The sequence below is a fragment of the Mesorhizobium sp. GW821-FHT04C10 genome, from assembly GCF_059420305.1.
On the sequence record NZ_JBWKTL010000001.1, the window covers coordinates 2,458,707 to 2,474,772 of the forward strand.

Consider the following 16,066-nt stretch of genomic DNA (forward strand, 5'->3'; position numbering starts at 1 on the left):
GAAACCGTGGGTGATAAGGAAACCTTGAGTGGAAAGCGGGGCGCTGGTCGCCTATGAGGGATGGATGTTCAGGCTCGCGCATATTTCCGATGTCCATCTGGGGCCGCTCCCCGATGTATCCTATCGCGATCTCGCCTCCAAGCGCGTGCTCGGCTACGTCAACTGGCAGCGCAACCGCCGCCGCCACATGCATGACGCCGTCATCGATGCCATCACCGCCGATATCAAGGCGCAGAACCCCGACCATCTCGCCGTCACCGGCGACCTGGTCAATCTGGCGCTCGACGGCGAGATCGAGATGGCCAAACACTGGCTGGAGACGCTGGGATCGCCGCATGATGTTTCGGTGGTTCCGGGGAACCACGACGCCTATGTGCCTGGCGCCTTCGACAAGGTCTGCCGCGCATGGGCGGCCTGGATGAGCGGCGACGGCGTCAACGCACCGGTCGACCGCAACGCATTCCCCTATCTGCGCGTGCGCGGCAATGTCGCGCTGATCGGCGTCTCGACGGCGCGTGCCACGGCTCCCTTCATGGCCAACGGCTTCTTCATGGAGGGGCAGGCGGAGCGGCTTGGCAAGATCCTTCGCGACACCGCCGCGCAAGGCCTGTTTCGCGCGATCATGATCCACCATCCGCCGGTGCGCGGCGCCGTCTCGCAGCACAAGCGGCTGTTCGGCATCGCCCGCTTCCACAAGATCATCCGCCGGCACGGCGCGGAACTGGTCCTGCACGGACATTCGCATCTACCGTCACTGTTCCAGATCGGCCCGCGCGACGCCAAGGTCCCGGTGGTCGGCGTCGCCGCCGCCGGTCAGGCGCCGGGGGGCAAGCATCCAGCGGCACAGTACAATCTGTTCGACATCGATGGCGAAAAGGGCAATTGGCGCATCCGCCTGACACGGCGCGGCCTGACCGGGCCGGCGATGCCGCCTACCGATCTGCAGACCATGGAACTGGGTGTGGAGGCCAGCGCTTCTATTGCCGCAGGCTGAACACCATGGCCACGAGGCGGTCCCAGAACAGGGCGACCGACACCGCCAGGCCGACCAGGGCGCCGGCGGCGATCAGGCCAAGGCCTGACAGGAAGGCCGACCAGCCCTTGCCGCGCGTCGTCGAGCGCAGCGGCGGCTCGGCTTCCGCCACCTGGGCGCGCTTCATGCCGGCGACGGCCGGTTCGGCCCCGCCTTCCATCATCCTTTGCCGCTCGACGATGCGCTCGGCGACATAGCGCGTCACGGAATCGGCAACCGGCTTCATCTCGGTCGATTCGGCAAGCACCACACGGCCAATACGGGTGTCCTTGAGGAAGCGGTAGGTGCGGCGGTCGCGCCCCATCGCGACATGGCTGACGGCGTCGATCCACAGGCGCGGCTGCAGCCCCGAGGAAACGACGAAGTCGAAATTGTCCATGTCGGCGGGCACGTCGGCGAAGACAGGCGCAAGTTCGGCTGCCAGGAGATCGAGGCGCATGCGATGCGCCTCGCGCATGTCGACAACGACATCGTCGCGGTCGGCGAAGGCGTTCTTCACATCACGGATGGCATCGGACAGTTTTCTCGACGGATCGATCTTTTCGCCTGCGTCCTTCATCGGCGTCTGCCTCGCGGGGTTGGTTAACACGCAGTTAACACAGCCGCCGGCAAAATGCACTGGCGAGATAGACGGCGCGCGGCGCGGGACACCGTTGCGCGGGAAGAACTCAACCAGTCGCGGTGGCGAGCCTCGGGCGAATGGGCCTGGCGCGACGGTTCATGTTGCGCTGGATGATATCAGCCACCAGATCGGGTGCTTCCTCGACCAGCATATGGCCGGCCTCCAGCACGTGATGCACATGAAAGCGCGCCGGCAGGTCGTCCGCCTGGGTGAAGGGCAGCACCGCGTCATCACTGCCCCACACCACCATCACCGGCATGGCCAGCCTCTCCAACTGGTCGCGCGGGATGACGCCTTGCCGGTCGTCCCTGGTCATGGCGGCGGCGATCTCGACGAGTTTTTCCAGTTGCCCGGGCCGTTTGCGCATGTCGCAGAGGGTGTCGGCGGCGTGATCAAAAGGCGGTGCCCGTGGCCCCGACATGGCGGCAAGGCAGGCGCGGATCTCGGATGGGCTGTGTGCGCCGGCATAGCGGCGCAACAGTGGCCCGTTGATTTCCGGGCCGAAGCCGCCGGGCGCCAGCAGGGTCAGCGAGGCCACCTTTTCGGGCTCGGCCAGCGCCATCAGGGTCGCCACCGCTCCGCCCATCGAATGGCCAACGAGATGGATCCGTTTGCCCGCGCGCGCCGCAAGGTCGGCAAGAACGGCCCTTGCCGCGACCTTTGCGGGCCCGGCGCCCGGAAAATCGAGCGACAGGCCGTGCCCCGGCAAGTCGTAAGCAAGCGTGCGCACGGAAGGCGCGAGCGAGGCGACCACGTCTCGCCAGCCGTCGGAGCAGCCGCCGAAACCGTGCAGCAGGACGATGGTCTTCGAGCCAACACCCTGTTCGGTGGCATGGAGCGATGAGATCATGATCGCGGAAGGTGTTAGATTGCGGGAAAACTCGAAATGTGGCTGGATTGCTCCTTGTCCAGCCGGATGACCAGTAAAGTTTTCGCGACTGGCGCCTGGGCGCGAGCATGCCATTCCATGGCTTTGCCGGCAAAGCCGGCTAAATCAGCGCGATTGCGGCTTTATCCGCAGCGCGCGGGCGTCCAACTGTCCCATTGGTCCAAATAGGCCCGGTCTATTGGACATCAGCTGGCGTTGCCGAGTCCGGCGGCGCGCAAGGCGCCGACCAGGCGTTCGGTCAGGTCGGCCGGATATTTTCGGTCGATGAAGGTCGCGCGCGGATTGGCGGCGAATCTCGGAAACTTGGCGCTCAGCTCATCGATCAGCTTTCGCGCTTGACCGTCCTGGCCGGAGATCCTGGCGCCGATCAGCCGGGCGGCGAGATAGTGCGATTTCGTTGCGGTCGTTCGCAGGGCGGAACTGGCGATGGCCGCCTTGTTCGTGTCGCCGAGCATGAGTTCGCCGGCGAACAGCCCGAAATCCCACCAGGTCGGATGGCCGCTGGAGGCGTCCACCGCATGGGCCAGGATCGGCGTCCCCTCGGCATACCGCCCGGTGAAGATCAGCCCATAGCCATAAGCGGCGGCCATGGCGAGATCGTAGGGGTTGAGGTCATAGGCCTTGCGCATCCAGCGCAGGGCCTCGTCGGCATTGCCGATACGCGAATTGATGTAACCGTAGGAGCGATGCGCATAGGGGCTGGTCGGCCCCATCTGCACGGCGCGATGCGCGAATGTCACCGCCTTCTCTATCGTCGCGTCCGGCGGATAGGCGTAGTGGTCGTTCACGGCCTCCAGATGCAGCGAGGCGAGCTCCGAATAGACCAGCGGCGATCTGGCGCCGTTGTCGGCAAGGGTTTCTAGGCAGCGATAGGCGGCCTCGTGCGTCTTGGCGTTCTGGTCGAGATAATATTTGTCGTTGAGCAACAGGCACTGCGTCAGGGCGGTCTGAATGCCGCTCTGCTCGATATAGCTGTAGATGGTGCCGGACGCGGGAAGGGCCGAACTCAGTATGCCGGCGATACGGTCCTCGACGGCCGATGGCGCGCTGTCGGCGGTGGTCAGGTTGCGCGACAAAAGCACCCGTCCGGTCGCCACGCTCTGCAATTCGATGGTCACGTCGCCAGCATCCGGTCCAGGCAGGACATCGAAGATGAAGCTTGCCGCGCTGGCGGCCGAATCGGTCTTGTCGACCGTGTCGCGGCCGATGAAGTCGATCGTGTCGAAGCCGCTCAGACCGGCGCGCAGCGCCGCGGCGACGCGGCTGGCGTCGGCGCCGCTGGCCTTGACGGCGATATAGACGAGCGGCAAGGCCTCGCTCGCGGGCGACGATGCGATGCTGCTGGTCAGGCCGGCAGTCTCGACCGCGGCCGGCATGTCGCCGCCGGCGAGCAGCGCGCCGCTGCCCTGACGCATGATCAGAACGCCGAGCATGGCGATGACCAGGGCGATCGCCATCCAGAAGAACCTGAGATGGCGCGCCACCGAGGGGGTGGCAGAAGGTACGGCAGGCAACGCCACGGCGGGGGCAGGATCACCGGATGGTTCGGACAGAGCGGTCGCCGGTTTGGCCTGTCCGGCAGGCTCAACGGTTTCCGGCAAACGGATCGCGTTGAGCTCATAAGCCGGCACGTAGCCGCCGCGTGGAATGGCGATGCGGACCGGTTCGGCGATGCCCTCATTGGCGAAATACTGCTGTAGCAGTTCGCGCAGCCTGCCTGCCTGCACTCGCACCACGGCATCGGTCGACGGATCGAAATCGCCATCCTTGCCGAAGACATCCATGGCGATGGAAAAGCCCTTGAGCCTGTCGGCTTCGCCGGCCTGCTCGCGTTCGACGAGATAACGGATCAGCTTGCGCGCGCGCTCGGATCTTCCGAACGTTTCGCTGGCAAGCAGTCGCTCCAGTGTCTCGCGCACTGCGGGGGCGGCAGGCGTGGCATGCTGCAAGTGTCGATCCTCTCGAAGTCGGCACAGGTTGAGGCGCGATCATATAGTGCCCGCATCGCCACACAAGTATGCAGCCCTTATGCGATCGCGTACCTAACCGGATAATTTTCCGGTGGTTAATGACGGGGGCCGCCGCCGGTCACGGGACGACGCGGTTGGATGTGGACAAGCTCTTGTTCCGGCTTGAAAAAATAGCGGCGCGAGAGCCGGTCGAATCTCTCGCGCCGATAACCGGCAAATGCTACCGCGCCTTGCGGCCGACGATGCGGTTGGCGGCCGAAGTCACCGCTTCCAGCGATGCGGCGACGATGTTGGTGTTGATGCCGGCGCCGAACAGTTTGCCGCCGGGATATTCCATCTCGACATAGGAAATGGCCGACGCATTCGAGCCGCGCTGCATCGAGTGCTCGGAGTAATCGAGCACCGACATCTCGACGCCGACATGACGCGACAGCGCGTCGACGAAGCCGTCGATCGGACCGGTGCCGGTGCCGGATATGGTCACTTCCTTGCCGTTGTCGAGGATGACCGCCTCGACAACGCGCCGGCCCTTCACCTCGGTATCGGGATAGGTGTGGTGGTCGAGGAATTTCAGGCGCGCGCCCGGCTGGTCGACATAGGTCTCGAGGAAGCGTTCATGAATGCGCTTGACCGGAACCTCCTTGCCTTCGGCGTCGGTGATCGCCTGGATCGCCTGGCTGAACTCGATCTGCAAATTGCGCGGCAGGTTCAAGCCGTAATCGGCCTGCAGCACATAGGCGATGCCGCCCTTGCCCGACTGCGAGTTGATGCGGATGATCGCTTCGTAGCTGCGGCCGACATCGGCCGGGTCGATCGGCAGATAAGGCACTTCCCACAGGCTGGTGTTGGCCTTCTTCAAGGCCTTCATGCCCTTGTTGATGGCATCCTGGTGCGAGCCGGAAAAGGCAGTGTAGACGAGTTCGCCGACATAGGGGTGGCGCTCGGGGATCTTCAACTGGTTCGAGTACTCGTAGACGTCCTTCATCCGGTTGATGTCGGAGCAGTCGATGCCGGGATCGACGCCTTGCGTGTACATGTTGAGCGCCAGGGTGACGATGTCGACATTGCCGGTGCGCTCGCCATTGCCGAACAGCGTGCCTTCGACGCGGTCGGCGCCGGCCATCAGGCCGAGCTCGGTGGTGGCGATGCCGGTGCCGCGGTCATTGTGCGGATGCAGCGAGATGATCAGATTTTCGCGGTTGTCGAGATTGCGGCACATCCATTCGATGCGGTCGGCATAGACGTTGGGCGTCGACATCTCGACCGTCGACGGCAGGTTGATGATCAGCTTGTTGTCTGAAGTCGGCCTGACGATCTCGGTGACGGCGTTGCAGATCTCCAGCGCCACTTCGAGCTCGGTGCCGGTGAAGCTCTCCGGCGAATATTCGAAACGGTAGCCGCCGCCGGCCTTGGCCGCCATGTCGGTGATCATCTTGGCGGCGTCGGTGGCGATGCGCTTGATGCCGCCGACATCTTTTTCGAAGACGACGCGGCGCTGCAATTCGCTTGTCGAATTGTAGAAATGCACGATCGGGTTGGTGGCGCCCTTCAGCGCTTCGAAGGTGCGGGTGATCAACTCGGGCCGGCACTGCACCAGCACCTGCAGCGATACGTCGGCGGGGACGTTGCCTTCCTCGATGCACCAGCGGGCGAAGTCGAAATCGGTCTGCGAGGCCGAGGGGAAGCCGATCTCGATTTCCTTGAAGCCCATGTCGAGCAGCAGGCCGAACATGCGCGCCTTGCGCTCATGGCCCATCGGATCGATCAGCGCCTGGTTGCCGTCGCGCAAATCGACCGAGCACCAGATCGGCGCCTTGTCGATCACTTTCGAGGGCCAGGTCCGGTCGGTGAGGCCTACGGTCGGATAGGGCTGATATTTGCGGGCCGCATCCGGCATGCCCTGGGCTGACTCGGTCATGCCCTTCGGAGCATTCTTGCCGGCTACCGCGGCATCAGGGCGGATTTCTTCTCGTGCGTTCATCGTCTTGTTCTCCCGGCGGCCCTCGGATCCGTCTTGGACGGATGGGTGGCGAGTGGCGCCTTTACCAGATTTTCGTTCGCTTGATATGACTGCCAAGGAGCATGCGCTTGCGCGGCGGTTCGACCGCCGGGCGCTCCTTCAGCGAACCCGGCGATCGCCGATAAGGCCGAGAAGAAGCAGGGTCGAGGCAAGCGCGCGCACGGTCTCGCCGGCAAAGCCGGTCTGACGGGAAGCGGTGGTGGCGCGCGTGTTCATGCCGGCTCTCATACAGGAGCGGCCCGTGAGAGGCAAGCGGGCCGGGATCGGTCGACCACTATCCTCAATGCGGATGCTCTTTCCCGCGCGCCGCAAATGCGCCAGACTTGGGCGCCGGCGGGGCTGCGGTGCGCCATCGCCGGGAAGGGGGTCGTCCATGAATTTCGTGTTCTTCTCGCCGCATTTCCCCGCCAACGGCGCTGATTTCTGCGACCGGCTGAAGAAGGCGGGCGCCACCGTGCTCGGCATTGGCGACGCGCCTTACGACGCGCTGGACGGCAAGCTGAAAGCAGCACTTTCGGAATATTACCGCGTCGCCGACATGGAGGACTATGATGCGGTGTTCCGGGCGATAGGCCATTTCATCCACAAATGGGGCCGCATCGACCGCTTCGAATCGCTCAACGAGCACTGGCTGGAACTGGAAGCCAACATCCGCACCGATTTCAACATCTACGGCACCAAGCTCGATTTCGTGAAGAACCTGAAGCGCAAGAGCCGCATGCGCGCCTTCTTCCGCAAGAGCGGCGTCGAGACGATCGCGCAGCGCAAATGCTCCGACCGCGCCGGCGCCATGACCTTCATCCGCCGCGTCGGCTATCCCGTCGTGGTGAAGCCGGATTCGGGCTCCGGTGCCTCGAATACCTTCAAGATCTCCAACGCCAAGGAACTCGACCAGTTCTTCCGGGACAAGCCCGAGGACGTGACCTTCGTCATGGAGCAATTCATCGAAGGGCTGGTGGTGACCTATGACGGGCTGGTCAACCGCAACGGCGAGGTGGTGCTGGCGGCCAGCCACCGCTATGACCAGAGCGTCATGGAGGTGGTCAACAAGGACCGCCACATGAGCTACACCTGCTTTCCCCGGATCCGACCTGTTGTCGAGGAGGCCGGACGCAAGATCCTGAAGGCGTTCGACGTGCGCGAACGCTTCTTCCACATCGAGCTGTTCGAGACCAGGGACGACCGGATCATCGCGCTGGAGGTCAACATGCGGCCGCCCGGCGCCTGGATGACCGACGCGATCAACTACACGTTCGATATCGACGTCTACGCGGCATGGGCCGATATGGTGGTCAAGGACGCTGCCGGCGGGCCCTATGAGGGCAAATATTTCACCGCCTATGCCAGCCGCAAGCGGCACCTCCACTATTTGCACAGTCATGAGGACGTGCTAGCGGCGCACCGCGACAAGATCGTCCACCATCAGCCGATAGAAGAGGTTTTCAGCCGCGCCATGGGAAATTACGCCTACCAGATGCGCTCGAAGGATCAGGCTGATCTGCGTGAGGCGGTCGCCTATATCCACGCTGAAAAGGCTTGAAGGCGATGGACATCTCCTATCACAAGCATTTCGCCCGCAATCTCGGCCGCGACATGGAATACAAGCGCTACGGCCATGCCGGCCGACCGGTGGTGGTGTTCCCGACCTCGCAGGGACGGTTCTATCAGTTCGAGGATTCCGGCGGGGTGGGCGCACTGGCCGAATTCATCGACACCGGCCGCATCCAGCTGTTCACGGTCGACGGCATCGATTCGGAATCCTTCTTCGACAAGCATCACGACGCCGCGCACCGCATCGCCCGGCACGAGGCCTATTTCCGCTATGTGCGCGAGGAGGCGCTGCCGGAATTTTTGTCCACCGCGGCGGCCGCCAATGGCGGGCGCAAGCTGAAGCCGTTGTTTTCAGGCTGTTCGATGGGCGGCTACCACTCTTCGAACTTCGTCTTCCGCTTTCCGGAGCTGGCCAGCGGCGTCATCTCGCTGTCGGGCGTCTATTCGGCCCGCGATTTCTTCGGCAAGGCGCTGGAGGGCGACATCTTCTACAACTCGCCGCTCGATTATCTGCCCGGCATCGTCGACCCCAAGCTGCTGGCCCGGCTGAAGGCGCTGAGGCTGATCTTCTGCTGCGGGCAGGGCGCCTGGGAAGAGCGCATGCTGGTCGAGACGCGCCAGCTGGAGCAGATATTGCGCGACAAGTCGATTCCGGCCTGGGTCGACTATTGGGGTGGCGATGTCAGCCATGACTGGCCATGGTGGCACAAGCAGCTGGTCTATTTCTTCGGCCGGTGGCTGGATGATGACCTGATGCATCGGCTCGATTAAGGTGCATTGATATTCAGGTGATGCCGGTCTGCAAACGAAGGTTTCCTGCGCTTCCGGTGCTCACCTACTTCAAGTACGCTCCGCTCCGGTTCTCGGAAACCATCGTTTTCGACTCGGCCTGACCTGAATCTCAATGCACCTTGGGCGCTGACGAATGAACACACCCGACCCCCTCCGCCGCTTTGTCGATGCCACCAACAAGGGTGACACGGAAGCCTTTCTCGATAGCTTTGCCGACGACGCGTTCCTGAGCGACTGGGGACGATCGTTCCAGGGCCGCGAGCAGATCGCGCGCTGGAACCAGTCGGACAATATCGGCGTGAAGTCACATCTGAGCATCGTCAGCATCACGCCGGCGGACGGCACTTATCGCGTCCGCATCGCCGTCAAGGGCAAGGGCTTCAACGGCGAGGGCGACATGACTTTCACGCTGGATGGAGACCGCATAGCGAGCCTCGTCATCACCTGATGTCGTCGCGGACGATCATGCCTCCTGGCACGCCGGCAGCGGGACTGCCTCGTGTTCCGCCGCCGATCCGCGGCGCAGGCCGAGGAAGACGACAAGGGCGGTGACGATGGTGATTACGGCCAGCACGATCAGCAGCCGGTCGAACGCCGTCTCATAGGCCTCGACCAGAGCGCCGGCATTGGCCAATGGCAGATGTTGCGCCGTTTCACCGACATTGCCGGTGACCAGCAACTGCGCCGCGGAGGCCGTATCCCTGGGAGATGCGCCTCGAGTGGCGAGTTGTGCCGCGGTGAAGCCCGACAGGGTCGCCATGACGATGGCCAGCGCCACGCCCTCGCAGGCGACGCGGGTGGTGTTGAAGATGCCGACCGCCATGCCGGCGCGCTCCTTCGGCACGACGCTGACGGCGAGCCCGTCCATCAATCCCCAGGGCAGAGCGATGCCGACGCCGATCAGCATCAGCGGCGCCACCAGAGCGACCGCAACCGGCGGTGTCAGGCTCAGCCAGACGAGGCCGGCGGCAGCGATGAGCAGACCGACGCCGCAGATCGTGGCCGGAGCGACCCAGCGCGCCAGCTGACCGGCGAGCAAGGGCAGGATCAGCAGCGGCCCCGACAGGCAGATCATCAATTGCCCGGCCTTGACCTCGCTCATCCCTTCAATGCCGATGAAACGGATCGGCAGGAGCACGAGCAGGACGACGAAGCCGTAGGCAGGCGCCGCCGCCAGGAACTGGACGCCGACGAAGCGGGGAAAGCGAAACAGGGTGAGATCAAGCATCGGCCGGCGCACGCGCCGCTCGACGATGACGAAGGCGGCGAAGAAGAGGACTGCCGCCGCGAGCAACACGATGACGACGGGATCGGCCCAGCCGGTCTGCGGCGCCTGCAGCACGCCAAAGGTCAGCGCGGCCAGCGCGACGGTGAATGTGCCGGCTCCCGCCCAGTCGAGCCCGGTTGCATCCGGGTCGCGCGATTCCCTGATGGTGCGCAGGCCGAGGGTTGCCGCGGCGATCGCAAGTACTACAACCAGAACAAAGATCGACCGCCAGCCGAGTGCGGAGATGAGCAGGCCCGAGGCGATGGGGCCGAAGGCCAGGCCGATGCCGAAACTGGTGCCGAGGAAGGAGAAGGCGCGCAGCCGCAGCGGCCCTTCGAATTCCTGGGCAAGTGCCGAGGCGCCGCCGGCGAAGGCCAAGGCACTGCCGATCCCTTGCGCGGCCCTGAACATGTCGAACCAGACGATGTCGGGCGCCAGCATCGCGCCGAGTGATGCCACGACATAGAGGCAGAGGCCGGTAAGGAAGACGCGCTTGCGGCCGTGGTTGTCGGCCAGCGCTCCCGATGCCATCAGGCCGGCGCCAAAGGTCAGCATGAAGGCGTTCGTGACCCAGTTGAGCGCGATCGGGCTGCCGCCGAGATCGGCGGCAATGCGGGAGAGCGCGACGGCCGGGCCGGTGAAGGTCAAGGGCATGGTCATCGCGGCAAGGCATACCGACAAGAGCACGAGCCATCTCGCGGTCGAGCCGGTTATGGTCTGCAAGGTCATGGATTTTCCTATCTGAAGCAGCATCGGCCGGCATGGCGCACGGGTTGCGGCGCCGGTCGTAACGACAAGATAGGTCGACGGCCTTTCAGGAAAAATGGTATTATATCTCCTGATATACCGGACTAAAACGCTCGAATGGAAGAATGCGATGGATCGTCTCAGCGGCCTCATGGCCTTCGCCCGCACCGCCGAACTCGGCAGTTTCATCGCTGCCGGCCGGGCGCTCGGCATCTCTGCCTCCGCCGTCGGCAAGAGTGTCGCGAGGCTCGAACAAGAGCTCGGCGTGCGGCTCCTGCAACGCAGCACGCGACGCATCGGGCTGACGGAAGAGGGTAGGCTGTTCAACGAACGGGTTCGGCGCATCCTCGACGACATTGACGATGCCGAAGCGATGCTGTCGCGGGCACGAGAGACGCCGCACGGCCGGCTGCGCGTGTCGACCCCGATCGTCACCTACCATCTGCTGCTGCCGGTGTTGTCGGAGTTCATGGAGCGCTACCCCGAGATCGAGCTCGATATCGATTTCAACGATCGCATCGTCGACGTCATTGAAGAGGGCATCGACGTCGCCATTCGAAGCGGCCAGCTGCCCGATTCACGATTGGTGTCGAGACCCGTTGCGCCGTTTCGCATGCTTTTGTGCGCGGCGCCGTCCTATCTCGACCGCCATGGCACTCCCGGCGCGCCGGCAGATCTCATCAGGCATTTCGGCATCAACTTCCGCTTTCTCAACAGCGGCAGACTGCTGGAGTGGCCGTTCATCACCGGCGCCGCCGAACCGCAGATCCGCTCGATGCTGACCTGCAACAATATGGAAGCCTTGAAGGGCGCCACGATGGCTGGCCTCGGCATCGCCTGCATGCCCGATTTCCTGGTCCGCGAGGCGCTGCGCGACGGCAAGCTGCGGATCGTGCTGGACGATCATGTCGACGGCCGTGGCCAATTCCGGATGCTGTGGCCTTCCAATCGCCATCTGTCGCCGAAGGTGCGCGTCTTCGTCGATTTCCTTCCCGAGCGCCTCTCCGTGGCGCGATAGGCCGGCCGGCGTGGCACGGCCTTCGGCCGGCCAGGGTCACGGCCTTCGGCCGGCCAGGGTCACGGCCTTCGGCCGGCCAGGGTCACGGCCTTCGGCCGGCCAGGGGTCACGGTCTTCGGCCGGCCAGGGGTCACGGTCTTCGGCCGGCCAGGGGTCACGGTCTTGTGATTTCTGATATGAAGTTAAACTTTGAAGTTTAGCTTCATATCTACTACAAAGCGGCCATGAAAGATCAATTGCCCCCGCAGGACGACCCCGAAGCCGCGCATGCGCTAGCCCTGGCGGCCGAGCTTCGGGTGGTGGCCGGCAGGCTGATCCGGCGGCTGCGCGAACAGGCCGATACCGGTGATCTGACCACGTCGCAGAAGTCGGCGCTGCTGCATCTCGAGCGCGAGGGGCCGGCGACGGTGACGACGCTGGCGCGCGCCCAGGACATGCGTCCGCAGTCGATGGGCGCCATTGTGTCAGCGCTGCAACTGGCCGGTCTGGTGGAAGGCGCGCCGGATCCGGCCGATGGCCGGCAGATCCTCCTGTCGCTTACGGCTGCCTGCCGGGACATGATTGCGACCGGGCGGGCGGCCCGACAGGACTGGTTGTTCCGCGCCATCCAGGCGAACCTTGACCGCGAGGAGCAGAAGCAACTCGCGGGCGCCGTCGAATTGTTGAAACGGCTCGCCGACTCCTGACCCTTCAATATCCACGATCCACGCAGCCGTTCGATCGCCGAAAGGAAGCATAATGGCAGTCACCACGCTTGACCCGAAGACCGCACTCATCGTCATCGATCTGCAAAAGGGCATTGTTTCGCTACCCTGTGCCCATCCGGTCGGCGACGTCATACAGCGGGCCGGCGCGCTCGCCGACGCGTTCCGCGGCCGCGCCTTGCCGGTCGTGCTCGTCAACGTCGCCGGCGCGCCTTCGGGCCGGACGGAGCAGGCGCCGCGCGTGCGGGAATTTCCCGCCGGCTGGACTGATCTTGTCCCCGAACTGAAGCAGCAGCGGGAGGATCACATCGTGACCAAACGCACCGTGGACGCCTTCGTCAACACCGATCTCGAAGCCTGGCTGAAGGGCGAGGGCGTCACCCAGGTGGTGATCGCCGGCGTCTCCACCAGCATGGGCGTCGAAGCGACCGCCCGTCACGCGCGCGATCTCGGGTTCAACGTCACGCTCGCCGTCGATGCCATGACCGACATGAGCCTCGATGCCCACACCAACAGCACTGCGAATATTTTCCCGAGGCTGGGCGAAAACGGCAGGACACAGGACATCCTCGATCTCCTGGCCAAGGGGAGTGCCTGACATGCAATGGATCGACTACGTGTCCTATTTCCTTGGTGGCGCCGTGCTGACGAATGCCGTGCCGCATTTCGTCAGCGGCGTGATGGGGCGGCCTTTTCAAAGTCCCTTCGCCAAGCCGCGCGGCCAGGGCCATTCCTCCTCGACAGTGAATACCCTGTGGGGATTTCTGAACCTGGCCATCGGTTACCTGCTGGTGGTGCGTGTCGGAGATTTCGACCTGCGATCCACGGCTGATGTCGTCGCGTTGGGGTTGGGCACCCTCCTCATGGGGGTGGCGACGGCACGCATGTTCGGCCGCTTCAACGGCGGCAATGCCCCGGTTGACGGATGAGCGGTCAGACAAAAGGCACGTTCCGTTCGCTGGCCAATTTCAACTACCGGATCTGGGCCGGTGGCGCGATCGTGTCCAATGTGGGAACCTGGATGCAGCGCACCGCCCAGGACTGGCTGGTGCTGACCCAACTGACCCACAACAACGCGACCGCCATGGGCGTGGTGATGGCGCTGCAGTTCGCGCCGCAGATCCTGCTGCTGCCATGGACGGGCTTTGCCGCCGATCATCTCGACCGGCGCAAGCTGCTGCTCGCCACGCAAGCCGCCATGGGCCTGCTCGCGCTCGGCCTTGGCCTGCTCACCGTCGCCGGGCTCGTGCAATTGTGGCACGTCTATGTGTTCGCATTCCTGCTTGGCTGCACGACGGCGTTCGACGCGCCGGCCCGTCAGACATTCGTCTCCGATCTGGTCGGCGAGACAGACCTGTCGAATGCCGTGGCGTTGAATTCCACCTCGTTCAATGTCGCGCGCATGATCGGGCCTGCCGTCGCCGGCGCCCTGATCGCCTCCGTCGGCTCCGGCTGGGTGTTCCTGATCAACGCGGCATCGTTTGCCGCGGTCCTTGCCTCGCTCGGCCTGCTGCGCCTCGGTGAGCTTCACCTGAAGGACAAGACGCAGCGGAGCCGCGGCAGGCTTGCCGAGGGTTTTGCCTATGTCTGGAAGCGTCCTGACCTCAAAGCCATCCTTTTGATGCTTTTCCTGATTGGTACGTTCGGGCTCAACTTCCCGATCTTCATTTCAACCATGTCCGTTTCCGTCTTTCACGCGGGCGCCGGCCAGTACGGGCTGTTGATGTCGACCATGGCGATCGGATCGGTCACCGGCGCATTGCTGGCGGCCCGGCGCGAGCAGCCCCGCCTGGCGTTTCTTCTGGCGGGCGCCGCGATCTTCGGCTTTGGCTTCAGCCTGGCCGCGATCATGCCCAATTACTGGCTGTTCGGCCTGGCGCTCGTTGTCATCGGCGTCTCGGCGCAGACGATGACCACCTCGACGATCGGCCTGGTGCAGCTTTCAACCGAACCTGCCATGCGTGGACGCGTGATGGCGATCCTGCTGGCCATAACGCTGGGCGGCACCGCTCTAGGCGCGCCGGTAGTCGGCTGGGTGGCCGATGATGTCGGCCCACGCTGGGCGCTCGGCGTGGCCGCCATTGCCGGCTTTGCGGCGGCTCTCGTCGGAGTTCGCTATCTCGCGAGGTATCGCCACTTGCGCGTGCGGATCGAGGCCGGACGTCTCCGCTTCGACCTCGACGATGGCAAAGCCGAGCCGGCAGAGGCCGGATAGTGTCTTCTCCGGCGGTCCGATAAAAATATGATTACTTAAGTCAAGTTTTTGATGGAAACCCCGGCGGCGCTGTGGCATGCCCCGTGATGGCAACGAGGCCAGGATCTTTCGGCGGCTTCGTTTGAAGCGCTATCGAGGGATTTCAGCGATGGACCAGTTGAGTGCGCAGACCCGCATCAGCGACGAGGCGATCAGGTCGGCGATCGAGCGTCTACGCGCCGAGCACCGCGAATTCGAGATCGAAACCGGCGCCGCCGATCGATGGGAGCTTCGCCTGTATTACGGGTCGGTGAGCGCGATGCGCGAGGGCGACGCCATGCTCATCCGTGTCGCGGCGATCGACGAGACCTGCCTCTCCTACATGAAGATGACGGTTGCCGGCCATGTCGCGCGGCATCTCGGCACGGCCAGCGGATTGCGCTGGCAAGGCGATGGCAGCGACGCCGGCACGCCGGTCTTCTTCCGCGAGATCACGGTGATGTCGTCGGCGCCGATTTCGCCGCACATGCAGCGCCTGCGCTTCGCAGGCACGGATCTCGACCGCTTCACCCATGGCGGCCTGCACATGCGGCTGCTGTTGCCGCCGCGCGGCCGGCGGCCGGTCTGGCCCTCCGTGGGCCCTGACGGCCTGCTTGTCTGGCCCGCGGGGGAGGATGCGCTCACCATACGGGTCTACACGATCCGGGCGATCGATGCGGCAAGCGGCTGGTTCGATGTCGATTTCGTGCTGCATCCCGGCCAGGATACGCCGGCCGCCATCTTCGCGCAGAATGCACGGGCGGGAGACGTGATCGGCATGATCGGGCCCGGGGGCGGCGATGCGCCGGAGGCAGGAACCCTGCTTCTGGTCGGCGACGACACCGCGCTGCCCGCCATCGGCCGGATCCTCGAGCATCTGCCGCCGGCAAGCCGAGCCGAGGCGCTCATCGAGGTCGATGGGCCGGACGACCGGATCGCGCTGCCGCAAGGCGAGAACATCGATATCAGCTGGTTCTACCGGCACGGCCGTGAAGCTGGCACCGCCGGCCTGCTGCCGGCCGCCCTGCGCGAGCGCAGTCACGCAGCACTTGCCGACGGCCTCTTCGTCTGGGCCGGATGCGAATTCACCGATTTCCGCGAACTGCGCAAGATCGTGCGCAAGGAGTGGGGCCTGCCACGCGACAGGCATATGGTCACCGCCTATTGGCGTCGCGGCGCGCAAGGCGAGAACGGCGGCGGCGAGGAATAGGGCGCCGATG

Annotated in this window: 15 protein-coding genes; 10 read left to right on the plus strand and 5 right to left on the minus strand. The window is 64.4% G+C overall.

Features of this window, described 5'->3' with window-relative positions:
- The first annotated feature begins 64 nt into the window (after positions 1-64).
- Positions 65-994: a metallophosphoesterase family protein gene (locus tag AC07UC_RS11805; protein WP_494908923.1), complete on the plus strand. Its 930-nt coding sequence runs from the start codon at positions 65-67 to the stop codon at positions 992-994.
- On the opposite strand, the gene AC07UC_RS11810 is transcribed toward AC07UC_RS11805, so the two are convergent.
- From AC07UC_RS11810 to leuA, 4 genes are all read right to left on the minus strand, one after another.
- Complete coding sequence (locus tag AC07UC_RS11810; RefSeq protein ID WP_494905815.1) at positions 978-1,592, minus strand: hypothetical protein; 615 nt, start codon at positions 1,590-1,592, stop codon at positions 978-980. The two genes, AC07UC_RS11805 and AC07UC_RS11810, sit on opposite strands and share 17 nt — an antisense overlap.
- Before the next feature lie 109 nt (positions 1,593-1,701).
- Positions 1,702-2,505, minus strand: a complete 804-nt coding sequence (locus AC07UC_RS11815) for an alpha/beta fold hydrolase (RefSeq protein ID WP_494905817.1) — start codon at positions 2,503-2,505, stop codon at positions 1,702-1,704.
- A 224-nt stretch (positions 2,506-2,729) separates the two neighbouring features.
- Entirely contained in the window at positions 2,730-4,493 is a 1,764-nt protein-coding gene (locus AC07UC_RS11820; RefSeq protein WP_494905819.1) for a tetratricopeptide repeat protein, read from the minus strand.
- A gap of 241 nt (positions 4,494-4,734) precedes the next feature.
- Positions 4,735-6,495 (minus strand): 2-isopropylmalate synthase, encoded by a 1,761-nt coding sequence (gene leuA, locus AC07UC_RS11825; RefSeq protein ID WP_140771567.1) that lies wholly within the window; start codon positions 6,493-6,495, stop codon positions 4,735-4,737.
- Between the two features lie 412 nt (positions 6,496-6,907).
- Between leuA and AC07UC_RS11830 the strand changes: the two genes are divergently transcribed.
- The 3 genes from AC07UC_RS11830 to AC07UC_RS11840 all read left to right on the plus strand — a co-directional run bounded on the left by AC07UC_RS11830 (position 6,908) and on the right by AC07UC_RS11840 (position 9,325).
- Complete coding sequence (locus tag AC07UC_RS11830; protein WP_494905821.1) at positions 6,908-8,074, plus strand: ATP-grasp domain-containing protein; 1,167 nt, start codon at positions 6,908-6,910, stop codon at positions 8,072-8,074.
- 5 nt (positions 8,075-8,079) lie between these two features.
- Positions 8,080-8,856 (plus strand): esterase family protein, encoded by a 777-nt coding sequence (locus AC07UC_RS11835; RefSeq protein WP_202326078.1) that lies wholly within the window; start codon positions 8,080-8,082, stop codon positions 8,854-8,856.
- Between the two features lie 154 nt (positions 8,857-9,010).
- Entirely contained in the window at positions 9,011-9,325 is a 315-nt protein-coding gene (locus AC07UC_RS11840) for a nuclear transport factor 2 family protein (RefSeq protein ID WP_494905823.1), read from the plus strand.
- A gap of 15 nt (positions 9,326-9,340) precedes the next feature.
- On the opposite strand, the gene AC07UC_RS11845 is transcribed toward AC07UC_RS11840, so the two are convergent.
- Complete coding sequence (locus AC07UC_RS11845) at positions 9,341-10,873, minus strand: MFS transporter (RefSeq protein WP_494905825.1); 1,533 nt, start codon at positions 10,871-10,873, stop codon at positions 9,341-9,343.
- A gap of 148 nt (positions 10,874-11,021) precedes the next feature.
- Between AC07UC_RS11845 and AC07UC_RS11850 the strand changes: the two genes are divergently transcribed.
- The 6 genes from AC07UC_RS11850 (at position 11,022) to AC07UC_RS11875 (ending at position 16,056) form a co-directional block, all read left to right on the plus strand.
- Positions 11,022-11,909, plus strand: a complete 888-nt coding sequence (locus tag AC07UC_RS11850) for a LysR family transcriptional regulator (protein ID WP_494905827.1) — start codon at positions 11,022-11,024, stop codon at positions 11,907-11,909.
- A gap of 224 nt (positions 11,910-12,133) precedes the next feature.
- On the plus strand, positions 12,134-12,595 hold the full coding sequence (locus AC07UC_RS11855; protein WP_140771555.1) for a MarR family winged helix-turn-helix transcriptional regulator: 462 nt from the start codon (positions 12,134-12,136) through the stop codon (positions 12,593-12,595).
- A gap of 52 nt (positions 12,596-12,647) precedes the next feature.
- Entirely contained in the window at positions 12,648-13,211 is a 564-nt protein-coding gene (locus tag AC07UC_RS11860) for a cysteine hydrolase family protein (RefSeq protein ID WP_494905828.1), read from the plus strand.
- 1 nt (position 13,212) lies between these two features.
- Positions 13,213-13,542 (plus strand): hypothetical protein, encoded by a 330-nt coding sequence (locus tag AC07UC_RS11865; protein WP_494905829.1) that lies wholly within the window; start codon positions 13,213-13,215, stop codon positions 13,540-13,542.
- Complete coding sequence (locus tag AC07UC_RS11870; RefSeq protein ID WP_494905830.1) at positions 13,539-14,828, plus strand: MFS transporter; 1,290 nt, start codon at positions 13,539-13,541, stop codon at positions 14,826-14,828. Before AC07UC_RS11865 ends, AC07UC_RS11870 begins: the two co-directional genes overlap by 4 nt.
- 148 nt (positions 14,829-14,976) lie before the next feature.
- Complete coding sequence (locus tag AC07UC_RS11875; protein WP_494905831.1) at positions 14,977-16,056, plus strand: SIP domain-containing protein; 1,080 nt, start codon at positions 14,977-14,979, stop codon at positions 16,054-16,056.
- Positions 16,057-16,066: the final 10 nt, after the last annotated feature.

What these genes read in the sequence shown, in the direction of transcription:
- AC07UC_RS11805 (WP_494908923.1), top strand. Translation starts at nt 65, where the DNA reads ATGTTCAGGCTCGCGCATATTTCCGATGTCCATCTGGGGCCGCTCCCC.
- AC07UC_RS11810 (WP_494905815.1), bottom strand. Translation starts at nt 1,592, where the DNA reads ATGAAGGACGCAGGCGAAAAGATCGATCCGTCGAGAAAACTGTCCGAT.
- AC07UC_RS11815 (WP_494905817.1), bottom strand. Translation starts at nt 2,505, where the DNA reads ATGATCTCATCGCTCCATGCCACCGAACAGGGTGTTGGCTCGAAGACC.
- leuA (WP_140771567.1), bottom strand. Translation starts at nt 6,495, where the DNA reads ATGAACGCACGAGAAGAAATCCGCCCTGATGCCGCGGTAGCCGGCAAG.
- AC07UC_RS11830 (WP_494905821.1), top strand. Translation starts at nt 6,908, where the DNA reads ATGAATTTCGTGTTCTTCTCGCCGCATTTCCCCGCCAACGGCGCTGAT.
- AC07UC_RS11835 (WP_202326078.1), top strand. Translation starts at nt 8,080, where the DNA reads ATGGACATCTCCTATCACAAGCATTTCGCCCGCAATCTCGGCCGCGAC.
- AC07UC_RS11840 (WP_494905823.1), top strand. Translation starts at nt 9,011, where the DNA reads ATGAACACACCCGACCCCCTCCGCCGCTTTGTCGATGCCACCAACAAG.
- AC07UC_RS11845 (WP_494905825.1), bottom strand. Translation starts at nt 10,873, where the DNA reads ATGACCTTGCAGACCATAACCGGCTCGACCGCGAGATGGCTCGTGCTC.
- AC07UC_RS11850 (WP_494905827.1), top strand. Translation starts at nt 11,022, where the DNA reads ATGGATCGTCTCAGCGGCCTCATGGCCTTCGCCCGCACCGCCGAACTC.
- AC07UC_RS11855 (WP_140771555.1), top strand. Translation starts at nt 12,134, where the DNA reads ATGAAAGATCAATTGCCCCCGCAGGACGACCCCGAAGCCGCGCATGCG.
- AC07UC_RS11860 (WP_494905828.1), top strand. Translation starts at nt 12,648, where the DNA reads ATGGCAGTCACCACGCTTGACCCGAAGACCGCACTCATCGTCATCGAT.
- AC07UC_RS11865 (WP_494905829.1), top strand. Translation starts at nt 13,213, where the DNA reads ATGCAATGGATCGACTACGTGTCCTATTTCCTTGGTGGCGCCGTGCTG.
- AC07UC_RS11870 (WP_494905830.1), top strand. Translation starts at nt 13,539, where the DNA reads ATGAGCGGTCAGACAAAAGGCACGTTCCGTTCGCTGGCCAATTTCAAC.
- AC07UC_RS11875 (WP_494905831.1), top strand. Translation starts at nt 14,977, where the DNA reads ATGGACCAGTTGAGTGCGCAGACCCGCATCAGCGACGAGGCGATCAGG.